The organism is Rhizobium sp. UGM030330-04, from assembly GCF_003208455.1.
Classification (GTDB): domain Bacteria; phylum Pseudomonadota; class Alphaproteobacteria; order Rhizobiales; family Rhizobiaceae; genus Agrobacterium; species Agrobacterium rhizogenes_A.
In genome coordinates this window covers 104,749-125,626 of record NZ_QKML01000014.1, presented here as the reverse complement: position 1 = coordinate 125,626, position 20,878 = coordinate 104,749, and the positions used below count along the sequence as shown (strand labels likewise).

The window sequence follows — 20,878 nt, the reverse complement described above, 5'->3', positions numbered from 1 at the left end:
TGAACACAATGGATATTTCCCGACTGACCGCAGATGAAAAGCGCCAGCTTCTGCAGCGCATGATGGCCGGACAGCAGGCATCCGAAAAAAAGAATTTCCGCCTGAGCCATGCTCAGGAACGTATCTGGTTCGTCGAGCAGATGCAGCCCGGCTCAGGCGCATATTCGATACCTCTGGCCATCAGGCTGAAAGGTCCGCTCGACCGCGACAGGCTGAAGACCTGCTTCGATATCGTCGTAGAGCGCCATGAAAGCCTGCGGACGGTTTTTAAGGTTATTGACGGCGAGCCGTTCCAGGTCATTTCCTCCCGGTCAACGGCAGACTTCAGCTTTCACCAACCGGGCGATGACGAGACCGCACGCGATGCCGCCATAGGCCGCTTCGCGCGGGAGCCGTTCGAGCTCTCGCAAGGTCCGCTGTTTCGCGTTGGCCTGTTTTCCGTCGCACCTGACGAGCATATCCTCGTCATGGTCATCCATCACATCATTTCCGACTACGCCTCGTTGCAGATCCTCATCGACGAGGTCCACAGGCTCTATAGCGCGTCCGGATCTCCTTCCACCGGCCAGCTTCCGGCACTCGATATACAGTATCGCGACTATGCCGAATGGCAGCGCAACGGCACTGCGGCGCTTTCCGGCCAGGTCGATTACTGGCGCGAACAGCTTCGTGATGCACCGCTGCTGCTTCAACTTCCGTTCGATTTCGCCCGGCCGGTGACGCAGGCGTTTCGCGGTGCCCGGCACAAATTCCACCTTGGGCCAAAGCTCTCCGCCGCCATCAAGGATCTGGCGAAAAGCCGGAAACTGACGACATTCATGGTGCTGCTGGCGGCCTATCAAATTCTGCTCGCCCGCCTTTCGAGATCCGACGACATCTGCATCGGCACGACGGCATCGAACCGCAACAGGGCGCAGACCCGCAATCTCATCGGGCTGTTCGTCAACAATCTCGTCATGCGGACCCGCCTGCAACCGAATGACACTTTCGATGCGCTGCTCGAACGGGTTCGGGATACGACGCTTCAAGCCCTGTCCAACCAGGATGTCCCCTTTGAGCAGGTGGTGGATGCGCTGAATGTCGAGCGTGACATCGGCCATAACGCCCTGTTCCAGTCGACTTTCGTGCTTCACAACGCGTCGAATGCGGCTTTCGACCTCGGCGATGTCAAGGTCACGCCGATCGCGCTCGATTCAGGCGCGTCGCGTTTCGATCTCAGCCTCGACATGCATGAGGGACGAGGCAACGAAGGTTTCAGCGGCATTTTCGAGTTCAATACCGAACTTTTCCTGCCTGAGACGGTGGCGCGCTTCTCAGACTATTTCATGAGACTGCTTGGCGACCTCGTGTCAAATCTCGGCGGTCGCATCGCCGAAATCGACCTGCTGGACGAGACAGAGCATGCGGCCATAGCGGCTGCCAACCGGACGACCATTGCCTTTCCATTGAGAGATGTCGCAGCGCTGCTGGAAGAGACGGCGAAGGCACGCGGCTCGTTTGCGGCCGTGCGCTGCAGTGCCCGGCAATACTCCCATAGTGATATCAATGATGCCGCCAACCGCGTGGCGTCCGGTTTGCTTGATCGCATCGGCAAAGGTAAATCCCATCCCCGTATCGCCATCTGCCTGCCGCGTTCCGAAAACCTCGTCATCGCCATCCTCGCGGTGCTGAAACTCGGCGGCCATTATGTGCCTCTCGACCCCGGGCACCCGGCGGAACGGCGCTCACTCATTCTCGATGACTGCAGACCTGACATCATTCTCGTCAGCGAGGCTGACGATGACGCTGCGAAAGCGGCATATCCATGCAATTGCATGGCGATTGAACCTCTGCTGCGCGCAACCGGCTCCTTCAGCAATCCGCGCCGCGAGATGTTGCCTGACGATCTGGCCTATATCATCTACACATCGGGTTCGACGGGCAGGCCGAAAGGCGTGCCGATCCGGCAGAAAAGCCTGGTCAATCTTCTGACCAGCATGGCGAGACGGCCGGGCATGACCGCTGAAGACCGGCTCCTCGCCGTCACCACGCCGGCCTTTGACATTGCTACCCTCGAGCTTTTGATGCCGCTCATGGTCGGCGGCCTGCTGATCATCGCCGAAGCCGATGATGTCTATGACGATATGGCCCTTTCGGAGCTTATCCGGAACCATGGCGCGACGATGATGCAGGCGACACCCGCGACATGGCGACTGATGGCCGATTCCGACTGGAAGGCTCCGGCGGGTTTCAGGATGTTTTGCGGCGGCGAAGCGCTCGAACCGGGCCTTGCCCGCCGCCTGCTGGAGACCGGCGGCGAATTGTGGAATCTCTACGGCCCGACCGAAACGACGATCTGGTCCACCTGCACTCGCATAACCCCCGAACATCTGGAGCTTCCTGCCCTGCCGATCGGCGGACCGATCGCCAACACGCAGCTGCATTTGCTCGATGACGCGCTGATGCCAGTACCCGCAGGCGTTGTCGGAGAACTGTATATCGGTGGCGAAGGTCTGAGTCCCGGCTATTTCAACCGGGACGATCTGACGTCGCGCGCATTCGTTCAAGGCCCAGCCGCAGGCCCGAACGGTCGGCCTGAAACGTCAAGGCTATACCGAACCGGTGACCTGATGCGGCGTTCCGCCGCCGGGCACCTTCTTTATGTTGGCCGCGCCGATTTTCAGGTCAAGCTTCGCGGTTTCCGCATCGAACTCAGCGAGATCGAGGCGATCCTTGCCTCGCAGCCATCCATCGAGCAAGCCGTCGTTACCCTTTGGCAGGATGAGGAAGGCTCGGGTACCCTCGTCGCCTATTGCCGCCGCGGGACTGGCGTCGTCGACGAGGAAGCGATCCGCACAGCGCTCGCGTCACAGCTTCCCTCCTACATGCTTCCCTCAGCCTATGTCTGGATGGACAGTTTTCCATTAAACGCCAATGGCAAGATCGATCGCAAGCGGCTTGAACGACCGAAACAGATAATCTCGTCAGCCGCCTATGCCGCTCCGCGCGACGGCACCGAGCAGATGGTTGCGGCCATATGGCGTGAATTGCTCGGCGCCGAAAAGATCGGCCGCGAAGACAATTTTTTCACGGTTGGCGGCCATTCCCTGCTGGCGACGCGAATGCTGGCGCGTTTGCGGACGTCATTTACCGTTGACCTGCCGCTGCGCACCATTTTTGAGAAACCCAGACTTGCGGAATTTGCCGGTGCTGTCGATGCGCTGGTGGCCATCACCGGACGCGGATCGGAACCGGGTTCATCCGGACTGGTAAAGCGGAACCATACCGGTCGAACACCGCTGTCGCATGCACAGAACAGACAATGGGCGCTGGCGCAGCTTGAACCGGACAGCCCGCTTTATAATATTCCGTTTGCCCTGAAGATCAGGGGACCGCTCGATTTTGCAATCCTCTCGCATGCGCTGGAACTGACGGCGCAGAGACAGGATATCCTGCGCAGCCGGTTCGTCTCCGTCGATGGCAAGCCATTCGTCGAGACTGACCCCGAGATGATATTCCGGATCGTGCCGGAAGAGATCGGCGATAGGGAACTCGAGGCTGCCCTGCTCGATTGCGCGCGCCGGCCATTCGATCTTGCCGTTGCGCCGCTGCTGCGCATTCACGCCTTCTGCACCGGCCCGCAGGACCATGTTCTGCTTTTCATATTGCACCACATCATCGGTGACGCCCTTTCAGCGGAAATTCTGCTCAACGACGTTGCCGAGTTTTACGGGTCCCTCTTAAAGAAAACCGCACCGCCAAACGGGGCGCTGTCGCTGCAATATGCGGATTTTGCAATCTGGCAGCGGGAACAGGATACGAAGGGCGAGGTCGATTACTGGCATAAAACGCTTGCCGGCGCTCCGCCGCTGCTGGAGTTGCCGACGGATTTTGTGCGGCCCGCCATACAGGGCTTCTCGGGTGACAGCATTCGCTTTTCGCTCAATGCAGTTTTGCTCGCAGGATTGCGAAAACTCTGCGACCGCGAAGGCGCTACCCTTTTCATGGGAATGCTGACAGCATTCTCGACGCTGCTCCAGCGCGCCAGCGGCATGCGCGATATCGTCATCGGGACACCGATATCCGAGCGGTTCCACCCCGATCTGGAAAACATCATCGGGATGTTTGCCAATACGCTGGCGATCCGATTGCAGACCCAGGGCGGCGAGAGCTTCAACGAAGCACTGAAGGCAACCCGCGACACGGCATTAAGCGCTTTCGCCAACCAGGCCGCGCCGTTTGAGAAAGTGGTTGATGCGCTCTCACTTCCCCGGACATGGAGCCACAACCCGCTGTTCCAGGCCATGCTCGTCTCGACCGTCGAAACCCGGCGCGAAGCCATTTCGCTTGCCGGCATGGATTGGGAAAGACTGGTGCTTCCCGACACGTCGTCGCGTGTGGACCTGACATTGTTCATCCATGAAACGGCGGACGAACTTTCATGCCGTCTGGAATATCGCAGCGATCTTTTCCGCCGCTCAACCATGGAATCCCTCGGTGATGCGCTGGTCGCCCTGCTTGAAAAGATTGTCGAACATCCTGATGTGCCACTCGACAGGCTCTCCCTGCTATCGGGCAGCCAGCAGAAAAGGCTGCGACAATGGAACGAGACGGAGGCGGCATTTCAGCCGCAGCAGCGCTGCCTGCACGACTTCGTGAAAGCGAGTGCCGACGCCAATCCGCAGGCAATAGCAGTCACTGATCAGGACCGGAGCCTGTCCTATGCCGAACTTGACCGAAGAGCCGACCGGCTCGCCAGCGGGCTGACCGCAGCCGGCATAAGCAGTGGGAAACGCGTCGGCATTCGCCTGGAAAGAAGCGTGGGGCTGGTGGTCGCCATATTGGCCGTTCTTCGCACCGGCGCGGCCTATGTGCCGCTCGACCCGCGTTATCCTGCCGACCGCATAGAATTCATCGCCGCGGACGCCGATCTGGCGCTCATTCTGGTCACGACAGAGGATGATATTTCGACTTCCGGACAGAATTTCCGATGCATGACACCGGATATGGTGGAAAGTCTGGCAGGCGGAGTCGTGCCGGCGCCGGCGACGTCAGGCTCCGATCTTGCCTATATCATCTACACATCAGGCTCGACCGGCAGGCCGAAGGGCGTGGCCATCGAACATCGCAACGCCGTTGCTTTCGTGCAATGGTGCCTGCACAGCTTCACCGGCGACCAGCTGTCCGGCGTGCTCGCCTCCACCTCGATCTGCTTTGATCTTTCGATCTTCGAAATATTTGCGACACTTGCAGCGGGTGGACGCATCTTCATGGTGGACGATCTCTTCGCGTTCCCGAGCTTACCGTTTTCAGGTGAAGTAACGCTGGTGAACACCGTTCCGACGCCGATGTCCGAATTGCTTAAACTCGGGCCCCTGCCGGAGAGCGTGAAAACGGTTTGCCTGGCGGGAGAGCCGCTACCGCGTGAACTTGTCGCGCGGATTTACGCCAACGACCATGTCGAAGGACTCTATAACCTGTACGGCCCCTCGGAAGACACGACGTATTCGACGGTGGCGCCGGTGCCCAAATCGGGAGAATGGTTCGGCATCGGCGTGCCGATTGCCAATACCCGCGCCTATGTGCTCGACGGCGAGTTAAACGAGGTGCCGGTTGGAGTTCCCGGCGAATTGTTCCTGTCCGGCAGCGGGCTGGCGCGTGGCTACTGGAACCGGCCCGGCCAGACCGCCGAGCGTTTTCTGCCCAATCCTTTTGCCGATTGCAGCGAACACCGCGTCATGTATCAGACCGGCGATATCGTGCGCAGACGTGATGATGGTGGCCTCGATTACATGGGGCGCGGCGACCGGCAGTTGAAGCTCAACGGCTTTCGTATCGAACCGGGTGAAATTGAGGCCGTATTGCTTCAGCAGGAAGGGGTGCACGAGGCCGTTGCCGGGCTCTGGCGCGACGCCTCCAATCATCCGCGCCTGGCAATGTGGATTGCCGGCGATCCTGCCCTCGAAATCGCCAAACTTGTCGCAATTCTCCGGCAACGCCTGCCCGAGCATTTCATTCCCGTGCTTGCGACCAGGCTCGACGCGCTTCCACGCCTGCCGAACGGCAAGCTGGATAGATCCGCGCTGCCGGACCCGGCAGCCCACGGTGACCGCTCCGCTGAAATTGCAAGTCCGCTCAATGACCAGGAAGACGTGCTGGCGCAGATATGGCAAGGCTTGCTCGGCTGCGGAGACATCCGGCGAAACGACAATTTCTTCTCGCTCGGCGGCGATTCCATCCTTGCCATCCAGCTGGTTTCACAGGCCCGCCAGAAGGGGTTGAGGATGACCCCGCGCGACGTATTCCTCTACCCCACGCTCGCATCGCTCGCAGAAGCGACATGCACGGAAAGCACTGCGACGGCCGAAAACGGTAATGCCGATGGCGAAGCTACGCTCGGTGCGATTCAGCGCTGGCTGCTGGATCAGGACCTGCCCGATCTCTCCCACTGGAACCAGGGACTGATCCTGAAACCCACCCGATCTCTCGATCTCGACCGGCTCGAAAAGGCGATCGCCAGAGTTCTCGATGAACATCAGTCGCTTCGCGCCAGATTTTTGCGTGAAAACGGGCAATGGCAACAGAAATTCACCCCAATTTCGGCGATGCCCCTTATGCAGCGACTGGCCGCCACGGATGAGAACGACGTCACGGATTTTGCCAAAAAGCTCCACGCCGGCTTCGACCTTGGTGCCGGGCCTCTTTTCGGCGCGATTTTCGCGACATTGCCCGATGGTTCCGGGCGCCTCATCCTCGCGGCCCACCACCTCATCGTCGATGGCGTGTCCTGGCGAATGATCGTCGCGGATATCGAGCGGCATTATCTGGAAACTGGCACCATCCGCTCCGGCGCGGTCGCGGCGGGCGGCTGGAACAGCCGGCTTTCGCGGTCGGTGCTTTTCGATGGAGAGGAGGCATATTGGCGCGGCATCTGCGAAGAAGACGTGCAGGCGCTGCCGCTCGACAACCAGAGTGGCAGCAATACTCAATCGGATGCGGTGACGTACCGGCAGACGATCGATGCCGAAACAACAAGGCAACTGCTCCGGGATGTGCCGGAATGCTTCAGCATCGCCTCGAACGAAGTTCTGGTCGCAGCCCTTTATCTGGCGCTGCGGCAATGGAGTGGAAAGCCACGCCTGCGCCTCGAAATGGAAAGCCACGGCAGACCGCATCTGTTCGAGGATATCGACGTTTCCGAAACGGTGGGATGGCTGACCGCGCTTTATCCCGTATTGTTCGATACGCCCGATGACGCTACGCCAGACCGCCTGCTTCTCGACGTCAAGGACACTCTGCGGCGAATTCCCAATAATGGCGTGGGTTTCGGTGTTCTGAAATATCTTCGCAACAGGGGTGAGCATTTGGACTACGGCCAACCGCAGGTCCGCTTCAACTATCTCGGCCAGATGGATGCCATGTTCGGGGCCGACAGCCTGTTTGCTCCCTCCGGCATCACCTCCGGTCCGATGTACGGCCCCGGCAACCCGCGCGATACGATCCTCGAGATCAATGCCATGGTGGTGCGCGGCGAATTGCAATTGCAATGGGTCTATGGCGCGCGGCTGCATTCCGGGGACACCATCAAGATGCTGGCTGGCCATTTCCGGGACAATCTTGAAACGCTGATCCAGCATTGCCTTGATGGTTCAGGTGCTGGTTACAGCATTTCTGATTTCCCGCTGATGGATCTCGGCCAGGACGAACTCGACAATCTGCTAAAGAGCTTGTGACACAATGGACAATCGCCCGCTTGAAAGCCGCCGTCGCCCGGCTATCGAAAACATCTATCCGCTGTCACCGATGCAGGAAGGATTGCTGTTCCACTCCATCGCCACGCCTGACGAAGGCGTCTACGTGCCGCAGATCGTCCTGCAACTGAAAGGCGCCGTCGATCCGCAAATCATGCATGACTGCTGGAGCGAGATGGTGTCGCGCCATGCCGTTTTGCGCACGACATTTCACTGGGAAGAAAGAGACGAACCCTTTCAGGTGGTCCACAGCGATGCCAGCCTTGCCTGGTCGCAACTGGATTGGTCCGGTCTTGATGTAGAGGAGCAGCAAAGCCGCCTCGGCGCGCTTCTGTCCACCAACCGGCGGCAGGCTTTCGATCTGAAAAATGCTCCGCTGGTCCGCCTGCAATGGATCGACTATGGCGGGGGAAATTCGCGTCTGGTACTTCAGTATCATCATATTATTCTCGACGGATGGTCGGCGGGCCGCATCGTCGAAGACGCTTTCAGGACCTATCAGAGACGGTGCGGCTCATCACGTCCGCCGCTACCCGCACCACGGCCCTATGTGAATTATATTGCCTGGTTGAAAAGCAGGAAACGTGAGGCGACGCGTGCGTTCTGGACGGACTACACTGCCAGCATCGACGGACCGTGCAGGATTACCCGCGACGCTACCGGCGGCGAGGCGGATTTCTCCAGTCATAACCTCACCTGCGATCCCGCAGTTTCCACGCAGGCGGCAAAACTGTGCAGGGACATGGGGATTACCCCCAATACCCTGCTGCAGGCCGCACTTGCCATCGTCATGGCCCGAAAAACCGGCAACAGACATGTCGTCTTCGGTGCGACAACGGCCGGGCGTCCGCCCGAGCTACAGGGTGTGGAACACATGGTCGGCCTGTTCATCAACACGCTGCCGGTGTGCATCGACGTTGAAAAGGGCAACCTTGCCCCATGGCTGCAGACATTGCAGAAACGCCAGTCCGCCTGTGCGGAGCATGACTATCTGCCGTTGCGCGAGATACAGGCCGGGCGGGGCGATCTTTTCGACTGCCTGCTGGTCTTTGAAAACTATCCCGTGCCCCGAGACATATCGGCGGAAGCGACGTTCGCCGTGACCGGCGTCGACGTCGATGAATGGACCCACTATCCCCTTACCCTGTTTGCCGCTGCCGACGCCACGAAGATCGCGATTTCCGCCCGATACGACAGACGCCGCATTGCCGTGCAGGAGGTAGGGGCTTTCCTGAATGAGCTGGGGGCGACAATCGGCGAGATGGCCAGCGGCACTCCAACGGTTCCGCACGTATCCGATACGGATGCAAGGCCGGTGCATATCGACAGGCCTGCGCAGCCTTCGGCGGAAACACGCAATGATCACCCCCCTTCCGCTACCGCCTGGACGGACACGGAAGAAAGGATTGCCCGGATATGGGCAGAGGTTCTCAAAGTCGAGGCCGAGCGCAATAGCGATAATTTCTTCGACCTCGGTGGCCACTCGCTTCTGGCTGCCCGGGTCGTCAACCGGGTGCGGCGAGAATTTGCGATCAATTTTCCCGTAAAAGTCCTGTTCGACCGTCCGGTCCTTGCGGCATTTGCAGCATTCATCGACGCGCTGAAAGCAACCGCCGCGCCCGTGGGCGAACACAATGCGATTGAAATATGATACAAGGACACACAATGACAGTTCGTCCCAGGTTGATCTGCCTTCCGCCAGCCGGCGCCGGCCCGAGCCTGTTCCGGTCATGGGTTCATTCTGAGAGCGTCTTTGACGTCACCCCAGTCGCCCTGCCGGGTCGCGAAGCGCATTTCACCAAGCCGCTGCCGCGCGATATCCAGAGCCTTGCGGAACATGTGGGACACGAAATCTCCGGGCTGCTTCAGGCTCCCTATGCCCTGTTCGGTTACTCCATGGGCGCTGTGGTGGCCTATGAGCTGCTTCGGCACCTCTCCATCCGGGGCCTGCCGCTCCCGGAAGCACTCTACATTCTGGGCTCGAACGCGCCCGACCGTGTTCTCGAAGGGCGTGAGCCCATTCACGTCATGACGCGCGAGGATTTTCACCAGTCGCTGGTCGAAATCGGCGGTACGCCGGACGAGATATTACGCGACACCGAGGCGATGGCCCTGTTCGAACCCGTTCTGCGCAACGATTTTCGTATTTGCGAGACTTATGAATTTACGCCCCCGCATGTCCCTGTTACGCTTCGGGTACATGTATTCGTGGCCGATGCCGACCATCTGGTCAGCTGGAATGCGGCGCGTGCGTGGGAAAGCTGTATCGGTCAGGATGTCACCATGCATCGGATCGAAGGGGCGCATATGCTTGCTCCGCAAGCGTTTGCGCACCTCATCGGCAAACTGGGCCAGCTGTGGCAAAACGATGCGATGCAGGCAGGGGCTGTTTCAGCGAGAGAGGCATGAGCCTGATTTGAGATGCGAATCTGACGGATGCGGCAGACAATGAGACATCATGAAACTGCCGGCGTCCCCGAAGCCAGCGATATTCTGACGGAAGCGACCGTTCTCCAGCAGTCCATGTGGCCCGAAGTGCCGTGCAGCACCGGCGCAATGCTTCCCGGCTGGACAACCGCTGCCGAATTGTTTTCCAACCCTTCGGCATTGCAGGAGTTCCTGGATTATGAAGGGTCGTTCGATCCCGGCGTCGACCTCAAAAGCCGCGCCGCATTTCTGATGAGCGACTATTGCTACATCTTCTTCATGGCCACCGTGCCGTTGCTGGTTGGCCGCGGCATCGTGCCTGATATGTCGCCTGATGCCTTTTCGCTGCAGTTCTACACCCATCATGGCGAGCATGACGGAGAGCCGATGACAGTGCGGCGGGCCCGCGTCAGGCTGTTGTCACCGCAGATCTTTGCGGATCGGGATGACGGGCCGCATTCGACGGTCACGGACCACGCAGGCCTCTGCGAGCAATTCAGGATGGGCGTCGAGCAACATTTCCATCCGCTAGTGGAAGCATTGGCAAAAAGAACCGGCTTTTCGAAGAATGCGCAGTGGCGGCTGGTGGGAGACGCCATCGCCGGCAGATTTCTTGACGTCGGAAGACGGTTCGGCTGTCTCGCCGATGCACTGTCGACGGCAATGGCGATCGTCAAGGTACAGGGGTCGCCGCTGAACAACCGTCAGCTGGGGTATTTTGACCTTACCCTGCATGACACCGCATTGAAGGAACCATTCACCTACACGTTTCGCGCGCGGGGTGGATGCTGCCGGTACTATACCGTTGAGGGTGCGGAAAAGTGCCCGACCTGCGTATTGAAGTCGAGCGATGAACGGGACGCCTGTCTGCTGCAGGAAATGCGTGCCCATTTCTGCCTGAAGTAGAATTATTATTTTTCATAAATTTATTTCGACTTGAGAGTCCCATAGCCCCTTCCCTGTTCGTCTTCAGCATGAGTGGGCGGATATTGCCGCCTTTTGTCTGAATAGCTTATCGAGCGCGCGGGAGCGGGGGCTTCAATGGAATGCAAGGGAATTAACGGCAGAACGGCTCGAACCGGTCTGGCTGGATGGGTGGCGATGCTGCTCGCAACTTCGGTTTCTGCTCTGGCCATGCATGTGCCGGCCGCAGCGCAGGGCACCGGCCAGGCAAGCGCTTCGCCGCGACAGATTTCGATTGCCGCCGGGCCGCTCACCTCCGCCCTCAATCAGCTTGCCACACAAACCGGCCTGCAGATCATGTTTGACGGATCGGTTGCCAATGGCAAAAGGTCCCGTGGTGCCTCCGGCAATCTCACGCCGTCGCAGGCGCTTGACGCAGTGCTTGCCGGCACCGGCGTCCAGTCGCGTTTCGCCGGTCAAAATCAGATCGTCCTCAGCGTTGCCGCAAATAATACCGATGCGGTCGGCAGCGACGGCACGACGGTGCTGCAGGCGATTACGATTTATGGCGCCCGCAATGCCACGACGCTGGCCAGCACGTCTTCGAGCATCGGTATCGTCACCGCGCAGGAAATTGCCGATGGACAGATACACAGTTTTCGCGACAGCTTCCGGCGCATGGCGAACGTGATGGATGCCGACTGGGTGGATGGCGGCTTCATCATTCGTGGCGTCAATTCGGAAGGCCTGGTTCCCGGCGGAGCGCCGCTGGCATCGCTTTACGTCGATGGCGTTCAGCAGACGGTGCGCGGCGCACGGCGTGGCGCGCGCGGACTATTCGACGTCGAGCAGGTCGAGGTCTATCGTGGCCCGCAGTCGACCCTTTCGGGACGCGCCGCCATGGCCGGTGCAGTCTACATCAAGACCAAGGATCCGACCTTCGAGAAGGAAGCCGAGGTTTCGGCCACGATCGGCACCGGCAATCTCTACGGCACCGCATTCATGGTCAATACGCCGCTGATGGACGACCAGCTTGCCGTTCGCATCTCCGGCGAAATCCAGAGAAGCGAAAACGACATCAACTATCCGACCTTTGTGGGTTACGATCGATATAACGATTTCACGCACGACCTCTATTACCAGATCCGCGGCAAGGTGCTGTTCGAACCGGCGGAAATGCCGGAAACACGCGCTCTCTTCAGTTACTCATTCTCCCATGACGACCCCTATGTCCGCGACATTGGCGGCCCGGCAGGCGCGTCACGCTTCCGTTTCGATGAGAAACGCGGCGATTATCAAATCCCTGCCTACATAGAATATCGCCCGACCGAAGTGCATAATGTCGGACTGGAAATCACGCATGATTTTTCAGACGAGTTGAAGCTGACCTCCCTTTCAACCTTCAGCTATTCTGACACCGACCGCTTCTCGCCCAACTATGGGACCGCGGGCGAAATCAACACCTATCATGGATACTACAAGGAATTTATCGCCTCGCAGGAGCTGCGCCTCAACTATGAAGGCGACAGATGGGACTGGGTCGGCGGCGTCTATTTTTCCTATGAAGACGAGAAGAATTTCTACGACCGTACCATTCCGCTAAGCGCCACCGTCAACCGCAACCAGTTCCAGCGCAACACGCAGAAATCGTTCAATGCCGCCCTGTTCGGAGAGGCGACATATGAATTTGTTCCGACGTGGAAAATCACCCTTGGCGGACGCCTGGACTATACGGATCAGGACATAACGCAGTATCTTCTGCGGACGCAGCCGCTTGGCGGCACCCGGACGGTTCTGACGGACTATGCGGCATCCTTCCACGAAACCAACTTCGTACCGAAAATCGGTCTGTCGAAGGAACTGACGGACACCCAGACTGTCGGGGTGACCTATTCCCAGGGGTTCCGGACAGGTGGCGCCAGCTATGATTCCTTCCGGCGCACCTCCTACACCTACGAACCCGAAACGGCCTCCACCTATGAACTCTTCTACAAGGGAACATTCCTGGACGACCGGCTGACCCTGAACTCCAACATCTTCTACACCAAATATTCGGACCAGCAGGTCCAGATGCAGCTCGATCCCACGGACGCAACGACCCGCCGCATCATCAATGCCGCATCGTCGGAAGCATGGGGCTTCGAGTTCGAGCCATCGTTCAAGGTAACCGACAATCTCGAGACCTTCGCCTCGCTCGGTTATGTCCATACCGAGTTCAAGGACTTCAACGACCTTGCCTACGGCAATCTGTCCGGCCTGCCCTTCCCGGAAGCGCCTGAGTGGTCACTCGGCCTTGGCGCCCGCTACACCTTCGATAATGGCGTCTATGTCGGCGCGGACGCGAAATATACGTCGAGCTATCTGGCGCGGCTGGGCAGCCTGCCGCACGACTATCTCGACAGCCGCTGGATCGTGAACCTGCAGGCCGGCTACAAGACCGAGCGGTGGGAACTCAACGCCTTCGCACAAAACCTTCTGGACGAGGAATATTTTGTCTACAACGACAATGATGTCGCCGCCACGCTCGGCGAGCGCCGCAGCGTCGGTCTGAACCTGAAGGTCAAATTCTGATCCATTTCCTGCGCGGTTTCCACGCCGCGCAGGCTTCCATTTCTGGAGTAAAGAATGATCCTGCGATCGTTTGTCATCTTGCTGATCGGGCTTTTTGCCTCCGGTGCCTCGGCGCAATGTCCGGGCAAGTCGGTTACATCAGGGGTTTATGACGCCCCCCTCTGTGTGCCGGATGCACCACGCAGGATCGTCGCGCTTGATCCGTTCTACAATCTGGGAATGGCGCTAGAGCTGGGCCTGCCGCTGGTCGGCGCGCCGCTTTTGACCGTTCAGGACCGCGATCTAAAGAAAAAGGCCGAGGAAGCCTCCGTTTCCGATATAGGCGACGCACGTCAGCCGAGCCTGGAACGCATCGTCGCCCTCAAACCCGATCTCATCATCGGCGACGCAACGCTGCATGGCCAATCCTACCAGAACTTCGCCAAGATCGCGCCGACCGCCCTCATCGACGCAAAGGACTGGAAGGAACATTTCAGCACCCTGGCGTTGATTACCGGAAAAAGCGACGATGCGACCCGAATGCTGGCGGGCTACGAACAACGGGTCGCCGCCATCAGAACCAAGACAGGCTCCCGCACGATGTCGGTTCTGCGGGTAACGCCGAGCGGCTTTCATCTCTATCTCGACGGCCCGGCCGCCTATGCGCCCTATGCGGTTCTGCGTGATGCCGGCGTCAAGCGAAGCGCTTATGAAACGACGCAGGATAATACCGTCTTCAAGCGGCCCGAATGGGAAGACCTCGCCCTTCTCGACGGCGACATCCTCCTTTACGTCGTTGCCGCCGGATATGACGCGAACCAGGACGATGCGCTTGCCGCGCGCACGACCAGCAACCCGTTCTGGCAAATGTTGCCGGCGGTCGCCTCTGGAAACGCCCACCGGGTCACGCGCGAAACATGGATGGGCTTCAACGGCATCGGCTCCGCAAACAGGGTTCTCGATGACATCGAGCAATATCTGCCGGGCAAACCGTGATACCGTTTCGCAGACCGTCAGGAGCAGACACACCGATCCATTCCCGCCGTGCAGAGTTTTCCTGTGCGGCACTGCTCATTCTTGCAATCGCATGCCTGCTGGTTTCTGCGGTCGTGGCCATAACGGCCGGGCCAAACCCCATGTCGCCGTCAACGGTGCTTTCTGCAATCTTCCGCTTTGACGGCTCGCGCGATCATCTCGTCGTGACATTGCTGCGCCTGCCCCGCGTTGCAGCGGCGATGATCGCCGGAGCCGGCCTTGCAGTATCAGGCGCAATCATGCAGGCGGTAACAAGAAACCCTCTGGCGTCGCCGGGTCTTCTTGGCATCAATGCCGGTGCAGCCTTCGCGGTCGTCGCCAGCCTGACGATCCTTGGCACTTCGGGTGGCAATGCGCAGGTCTGGTATGCTTTTGCCGGTGCGGCACTGGCAGCACTGTGTGTTTTCTTCATCGGTTCCGTTGGCCGCATCGGCGCGACCCCGCTAGCGATGGTGCTGGCCGGGGCGGTGGTCGCAACATTCCTCACCTCGCTTACCACGGCAATTCTGATCTTCGACCAGACGACACTCGATGCGGTGCGCCTGTGGACCGTCGGTTCCTTGAGCGGCCGGACGATGGATCAGGTCTTCACCGTCATGCCTTACTCGCTTGCCGGACTGTTCGGATCACTTGTCCTTGCCCGACATCTGACGACCTTGAGCCTTGGAACCGATGTCGCCACCGCGCTTGGCCAGAACCCGGCCCTATGGCGCAGCCTGTCGGTCGTCGTCGTCATTCTCCTGTCCGGCAGCGCCGTCGCACTTGCCGGACCGGTCGGCTTCGTCGGTCTCGTTGTGCCGCACATCGTGCGCCTGGCAATCAGCGTCGATTACCGCTGGGTCGTTCCCTTCAGCGCCGTCATCGGAGCGATCATCGTGGTCGTCGCCGATCTCGCCGGACGGATCATCCTCGCCAACCAGAGTTTTCCTGTTGGCGTCACGATGGCGCTGATTGGAGCGCCGTTTTTCCTCTGGCTGGCGCGTTATCGCACGGGGGCAGACAAGCCGTGACACGCGCGATAACTGTTCTGATCATTCTCAACCTGCTGGCCGTGGTTGCTGCAATGATGTGGGGCGACCAATCGATTGCCTGGAGTGACGTTGCCAATGCAGTCATCGGTGGGGCCTCACCCGACCTGCAGATGATCGTCATCGAATTCCGGCTATCGAGGGCTATTCTGGCCCTGCTTGCGGGGGCAGGCCTTGCCGTTGCGGGAACGATTTCGCAAACCGTCATGCGCAATCCCCTGGCGGAACCCGGCGTTCTCGGCATCAATGCCGGCGCAGCGCTTTTCGCAAGCGTGGTGATCATCGTTTTTACCGATGTTTCACCAGCCGTTCTGCCGTGGGCCGGCTTTGCGGGGGCCGTCACCATGGCGGCGGCGGTTTACGCCCTGTCCTGTAAACGCGGAACCTCCTCTCTGCGGATCATCCTTGTCGGCATCGGCTTAAGCGCGCTCGCCGGCGCGGGAACCAGCTTTCTGACCGCATTCGGCAATGTCGTTGATGTTCAGCGCGCGATGATCTGGCTTTCGGGCAGTGTCTACGGCGCCGACTGGAGCAAGGTCCAAAGTCTCCTGATCTGGCTCGCCGCTCCGCTCGCGCTGAGCTGGTTCTCCTGCCGGCAACTGGATCTCATCCGTTTCGGCGACGATGTGGCAACGGGCTTGGGACAGAGGGTCAATCTCATGCGGGCATTCCTGATACTGCTCTGCACGTTGATATCGGGAGCGACCGTCGCCATGGTCGGGCTTGTGGGTTTTGTCGGACTGATCGCCCCGCATATTGCAAGGCGGATCGCCGGCCATTCCCATCGAGCCCTCATTCCCGTTGCCGGGCTGACGGGCGGTCTTCTGCTGTTGATTGCCGATATTGTCGGCCGCACGGTCATCGCACCGGCGCAGCTACCGGCCGGTATCGTCACGGCCCTGCTGGGTGCTCCGTTTTTTGCCTATCTTCTGAAGGGCCGCAGGCATGTCTGAACACTATCGCCTCGCGACACGAGCGCTTTCCCTTGGATATAACGGCTCCGTCATCGTCGACGACCTGAACCTGGAAATCCCATCCGGGCGCTTCACCGTTCTCGTCGGCCAAAATGGCTGCGGCAAATCCACGATACTGCGCGCGCTTGCCGGGCTTCTCGCCCCGATGAAGGGAGAGATATTTCTCGATGGCAGGCCGACACGCAAAATGCCATCACGGGAACGGGCAAAACAGATCGGCGTCCTCACGCAAGGGCCGCAGGCCCCGGAAGGGTTGACGGTCGCCGAGCTGGTCCGTCAGGGGCGTTATCCGCATCGCAGGCTTTTCGAACGATGGTCCAGCCGTGATGAGGATGCCTGCGCCCATGCCCTTGATCTGACCAACATGACGTCGCTCTCCGGCCGACAGGTGGAATCCCTGTCAGGCGGCCAGCGACAACGCGCATGGATCGCCATGGCGCTCGCCCAGGAAACGGACATTCTTCTTCTCGATGAACCGACGACGTTCCTCGATCTCGCCCACCAGATCGAGATACTGGATCTGATCCGGCAGCTTGTTCATGATCGGGGTCGCACCATCGTCGCGGTGCTCCATGATCTCAATCAGGCTGCCCGTTACGCCGATGAGATTGTTCTCATCAGGGATGGCAAGATATTTGACGCCGGAACGCCAAGCGCCGTCATTACGGATAGGAATGTTCTCGATGTCTTCGGCGTCAACGCCGTCATCATGCCGGATCCGCTTTCGGGAACGCCGATGTGTGTCCCCGTCCCGTCCCGCGGCTGAGGCGAGCTGCGACCTGTGGCGGCCTCGCAACATTGGTTGGCTTTTTCGTAAATTACAATCCTGCCTCACGCATCCCCACGCCTTCCTCCGCAAGGCCAAAAGATGTAATGAATCCAGACATAAACATGATAAAAAATATCCTCTTTTGTGCGGCGAAGGATTTTTTCTCGGCACAAACCGTAAATCATTGCACTTGCATCGCTTTTTACCCACCAGTAGAAATTCCTCCACGGCGATGATGGGTCAAAACTCTGCTGCCGGATGATGACTTGGGTCGGACGAAGGCCTTGGAGAGCTGCGGTTTGCGCTCCTTGTTCGCCCCTTCAGTTGTCGCAGATTGCAGCTTGCGGAGGATCAGGAAAGCGATGCGGACGTCGACGGCCAGCCTCAATGAAAGTGACGGAACCGACCTGCTGAACAGGGCGATCGTCGAGCATTACGGCGACATCATCAAGGCAGTGGGCGGACGCAGCCGGTCAGACGGGGCCGCGCGGGAAATCGTCCACGATCTCTATGTAAAACTGGCATTGCAGCCGGACGCGCTCTCCGGCAAACGGTCGATAAAAGCATTTCTGTGCCGCGCCGCATCCAATATGCGGATTGACAGGATCAGACGCGAGCAGTTCGAGTCCCGGCTTTTCTCCGGCTCCGATGAAGATGCAAGGGCAGTCGTCGCGATGGACAGCGCTCCCGATCAGGGACTGGCGGTCGAGGCGCGGCTGGCGATCCTGAAACAGGCCATTGCCGACCTGCCCGAAAAACGGCGGACGGCATTCGTGCTGCACAGGCTGCATCATCTTTCACCGGACCAGATTGCCGCAAAGCTGAAAATTTCGCGCAATATGGTCGACCGGCACCTCAGGCGTGCGCTCAGCCATTGCCTCGACCGCCTTTTCGAAATGGAGTAAACATCCCAATCCACGCAGTTCATTCGTCTACACATTGGAGAGCATAATTGGAGCGTTCCGTGCAACGTAGACGTCTGACGCGCGACCAGCGCAAGCGAAACAGAGATGCGGCCGACTGGGTCTTTCGCAACCGCGACCCAGAGCAGCCCGAAACGGAGCGGGCGGAGTTCCGTCGCTGGATGGAGCAGGACCCGGAGAACTGTCGGGCCTACACGGCCGCGAAGCGCATTCTCGGCGAAGCGAGAACTGCGATCCGCTCCGATGCCGGGCTTCGTGACATGCCGGTTGAGACCTCACCACGCGGGCGCAACGCGATCATCTCTTCAATCGTGGCAATCATTTCGGCCGGTGCACTCTTCATTGCCCTGGATGGCCCCATGCGTCTGAGCGCGGATGTCATGTCCGGCGCCGGCGAAATGCCGGAAGTCACGCTGGAAGATGGTTCACGGGTCCAGTTGAACGCATCGTCGGCAATCGCACTCGATTTCACCGGCAGTCGAAGGACGGTTCGGCTCCTGCGCGGGCAGGCGTTCTTCCAGGTGGCTCCGGATGAAAAACGTCCGTTCTCCGTCAGCACCGAGGATACGCTGGTCACAGCACTCGGCACGGCTTTCGATGTTCGCCAAAGCGCGACGGACACGCGTGTTGCCGTGACGGAACATTCCGTAAGGGTAGAGTTCAAGACAGAGGGCAGTACCCCGGTGAAAATCGCGGAAGGTGAAGAAATGCTTCACCTGAACGAGACAGGCGAAAGCACGATCCGGAAAACCGATGCCGTGACTGCTCTCGCCTGGCGTCGCGGCCAGCTCACCGTGGACAACGTGCCACTTTCCTATGTTATCGAGGAAATACAGCGGCATTTCCGCGGGCGCATCGTCATAGGAGATGAAGCGACCGCTCGACGGGTCGTCAGCGGCACGCTCTTCGTTACCGATACGGAGGGGGCGCTGAACTTCCTGCGCACCGCCCTCAAGGTTCAGACATACAAGATTGGCCCCATCATCGTCGTAACGTCCTGAGCCGATTGGCTGGGCTGCGGACTATCCGTAGCCCCGATTTTTCCGTGGGGATATCGGATGGCGTTCACTTCTGAAAGGAGTGGATCACGCCCCACCCGCTCGCCTGAAATCTGACCGTCAGGCGCGCATCACGGCCTATCGCACGGCCTGCGCGGATTTGATGGAATCCGCCAGAATATCCAGCCCAAGGTCGATTTCGGCATCCGACACGGTCAGCGCCGGAGCGATGCGGAAAACGCCGCCCATGCCGGGCAGCTTGACGATATTCATGCTCATGCCGCGCAGCATCGCTTCCTGCATGATGCGCGCACCGAGTTCGAAACCCGGAGCCTTCGTATGCCGGTCGGCCACGACTTCCAGCCCCAGCAGCAGCCCGCGACCGCGCACGTCGCCGACGCATTCAAACCGCTGCTGCAGGGATAAAAGCCCGTCCTTCAGGCGGTTTCCGCGGGTAATCGCCTGTTCCACAAGACCGTCACGCGCAACCACGTCAAGGACCGTCACACCGACAGCCGCCGGCAGCGGATCGGACACATGCGTCGTATAGAACAGGAAACCCCTCTCGAAGGCCTTTTGCTCCACCTCGGCGCTTGTCAGCACGGCTGCGAGCGGCAGGCCGGCGCCGAGCGTCTTGGAGAGCGTCATGATGTCGGGCGTCACGCCATCGCGCTGGAAGGCGAACATGTGCCCCGTCCGGCCAACGCCGGTCTGGGCCTCGTCGAGGATGAGCAGCATGCCGCGCTCCTCGCATTTCTTCTTCAGGGCGGCGAGATAACCGGGCGGCAATTCGAGAATACCGCCGCTTGAGAGGATAGGCTCGGCAATGAAGGCGGCGAGATTGCCGGTCGACTGGCGATCGATCAGTTCGAAGGCATCGTCAAGCTCGGCCTGCCAGTCATTCGATCCATCCGGGTTGCGGAAGCGTGGGCGATAGGCATTCGGGGCCGGAATGACGAGCGAACCGGCCGTTGCCGGGCCATAACCCCTGCGGCCGGCACTATAGGTGGCAGACGCCGCAGCGCCGGTCATGCCATGCCAGCTCTGGGCAAACGCCACGACCTCATGGCCGCCGGTGACAAGCTTTGCCATGCGGATCGCCGCTTCATTGGATTCCGCCCCTGTCGTCAGCAATTGCACACGGTCGAGACCGGGCGCCAGCGCCGCCAGCCGTGCCGCAAGTTCGACGACGGGGCGCGACAGCATGCCGGAGAAGAGATGCGCAACCGAGGCCATCTGCCGGTTGACGGTGGCGACGATATCCGGGTGGGTGTGGCCGATCAGGGCGCTCATCTGCCCGGAGGTGAAATCGAGAATGGCGCGGTCATCCGCATCATAAACGAAACTTCCCGCGGCGCGTTCGACGATGATGTCTTCGAAGGCCGGCCCATAGCGGGTCAGGTGTTTGTTGGCGGCGGCCCAGAAGGCCGGTTCATCGTTCAGCGAAATGGCGTTTTTCGAAATGTTGTCCATGGCACGTTCCCCAAAGAGGTGATCCTGAAGAACGGTAACAGGCCCTTGCGCAGGCAGTCCAATTGATA

Annotated in this window: 12 protein-coding genes; 11 read left to right on the top strand and 1 reads right to left on the bottom strand. The window is 59.7% G+C overall.

The genetic code is table 11. The features are described 5' to 3' along the window. Positions 1-8 precede the first annotated feature (8 nt). From N434_RS20550 to N434_RS20500, 11 genes are all read left to right on the top strand, one after another. Positions 9-7,712, top strand: coding sequence for a non-ribosomal peptide synthetase (locus N434_RS20550; RefSeq protein ID WP_110760096.1), 7,704 nt, complete (start codon positions 9-11; stop codon positions 7,710-7,712). 4 nt (positions 7,713-7,716) lie between these two features. Continuing rightward, positions 7,717-9,381 carry a condensation domain-containing protein gene (locus N434_RS20545; RefSeq protein ID WP_110760095.1) on the top strand — a complete coding sequence of 555 codons (1,665 nt, stop codon included), beginning with the start codon at positions 7,717-7,719 and terminating at the stop codon, positions 9,379-9,381. Positions 9,382-9,395: 14 nt separating this feature from the next. Further along, positions 9,396-10,139, top strand: a complete 744-nt coding sequence (locus N434_RS20540) for a thioesterase II family protein (protein WP_110760094.1) — start codon at positions 9,396-9,398, stop codon at positions 10,137-10,139. A gap of 39 nt (positions 10,140-10,178) precedes the next feature. Beyond that, entirely contained in the window at positions 10,179-11,063 is an 885-nt protein-coding gene (locus tag N434_RS20535) for a ferric iron reductase (protein ID WP_286172360.1), read from the top strand. Between the two features lie 195 nt (positions 11,064-11,258). Next, positions 11,259-13,631 (top strand): TonB-dependent receptor, encoded by a 2,373-nt coding sequence (locus tag N434_RS20530; protein WP_286172359.1) that lies wholly within the window; start codon positions 11,259-11,261, stop codon positions 13,629-13,631. Positions 13,632-13,685: 54 nt separating this feature from the next. Beyond that, positions 13,686-14,606, top strand: coding sequence for an iron-siderophore ABC transporter substrate-binding protein (locus N434_RS20525; RefSeq protein WP_110760091.1), 921 nt, complete (start codon positions 13,686-13,688; stop codon positions 14,604-14,606). Positions 14,607-14,641: 35 nt separating this feature from the next. Further along, positions 14,642-15,655, top strand: a complete 1,014-nt coding sequence (locus N434_RS20520; protein ID WP_502695782.1) for a FecCD family ABC transporter permease — start codon at positions 14,642-14,644, stop codon at positions 15,653-15,655. Further along, on the top strand, positions 15,652-16,626 hold the full coding sequence (locus tag N434_RS20515; RefSeq protein ID WP_110760089.1) for a FecCD family ABC transporter permease: 975 nt from the start codon (positions 15,652-15,654) through the stop codon (positions 16,624-16,626). The genes N434_RS20520 and N434_RS20515 overlap by 4 nt, the downstream gene beginning before the upstream one ends. After that, on the top strand, positions 16,619-17,413 hold the full coding sequence (locus N434_RS20510) for an ABC transporter ATP-binding protein (protein WP_110760088.1): 795 nt from the start codon (positions 16,619-16,621) through the stop codon (positions 17,411-17,413). The genes N434_RS20515 and N434_RS20510 overlap by 8 nt, the downstream gene beginning before the upstream one ends. A 365-nt stretch (positions 17,414-17,778) precedes the next feature. Then, positions 17,779-18,321 carry an RNA polymerase sigma factor gene (locus N434_RS20505; RefSeq protein ID WP_110760087.1) on the top strand — a complete coding sequence of 181 codons (543 nt, stop codon included), beginning with the start codon at positions 17,779-17,781 and terminating at the stop codon, positions 18,319-18,321. Between the two features lie 59 nt (positions 18,322-18,380). After that, on the top strand, positions 18,381-19,340 hold the full coding sequence (locus N434_RS20500; protein ID WP_286172358.1) for a FecR family protein: 960 nt from the start codon (positions 18,381-18,383) through the stop codon (positions 19,338-19,340). A gap of 135 nt (positions 19,341-19,475) precedes the next feature. On the opposite strand, the gene N434_RS20495 is transcribed toward N434_RS20500, so the two are convergent. Further along, a complete protein-coding gene (locus N434_RS20495; protein ID WP_181424035.1) occupies positions 19,476-20,810 on the bottom strand; it encodes an aspartate aminotransferase family protein in 1,335 nt (444 codons plus the stop codon). Positions 20,811-20,878: the final 68 nt, after the last annotated feature.

Bases quoted from the DNA above. Each gene is read 5' to 3' on its own strand.
- N434_RS20535 (WP_286172360.1), top strand. From the start codon at position 10,179: ATGAGACATCATGAAACTGCCGGCGTCCCCGAAGCCAGCGATATTCTG.
- N434_RS20510 (WP_110760088.1), top strand. From the start codon at position 16,619: ATGTCTGAACACTATCGCCTCGCGACACGAGCGCTTTCCCTTGGATAT.
- N434_RS20495 (WP_181424035.1), bottom strand. From the start codon at position 20,810: ATGGACAACATTTCGAAAAACGCCATTTCGCTGAACGATGAACCGGCC.
- N434_RS20525 (WP_110760091.1), top strand. From the start codon at position 13,686: ATGATCCTGCGATCGTTTGTCATCTTGCTGATCGGGCTTTTTGCCTCC.
- N434_RS20550 (WP_110760096.1), top strand. From the start codon at position 9: ATGGATATTTCCCGACTGACCGCAGATGAAAAGCGCCAGCTTCTGCAG.
- N434_RS20540 (WP_110760094.1), top strand. From the start codon at position 9,396: ATGACAGTTCGTCCCAGGTTGATCTGCCTTCCGCCAGCCGGCGCCGGC.
- N434_RS20505 (WP_110760087.1), top strand. From the start codon at position 17,779: ATGCGGACGTCGACGGCCAGCCTCAATGAAAGTGACGGAACCGACCTG.
- N434_RS20545 (WP_110760095.1), top strand. From the start codon at position 7,717: ATGGACAATCGCCCGCTTGAAAGCCGCCGTCGCCCGGCTATCGAAAAC.
- N434_RS20530 (WP_286172359.1), top strand. From the start codon at position 11,259: ATGCTGCTCGCAACTTCGGTTTCTGCTCTGGCCATGCATGTGCCGGCC.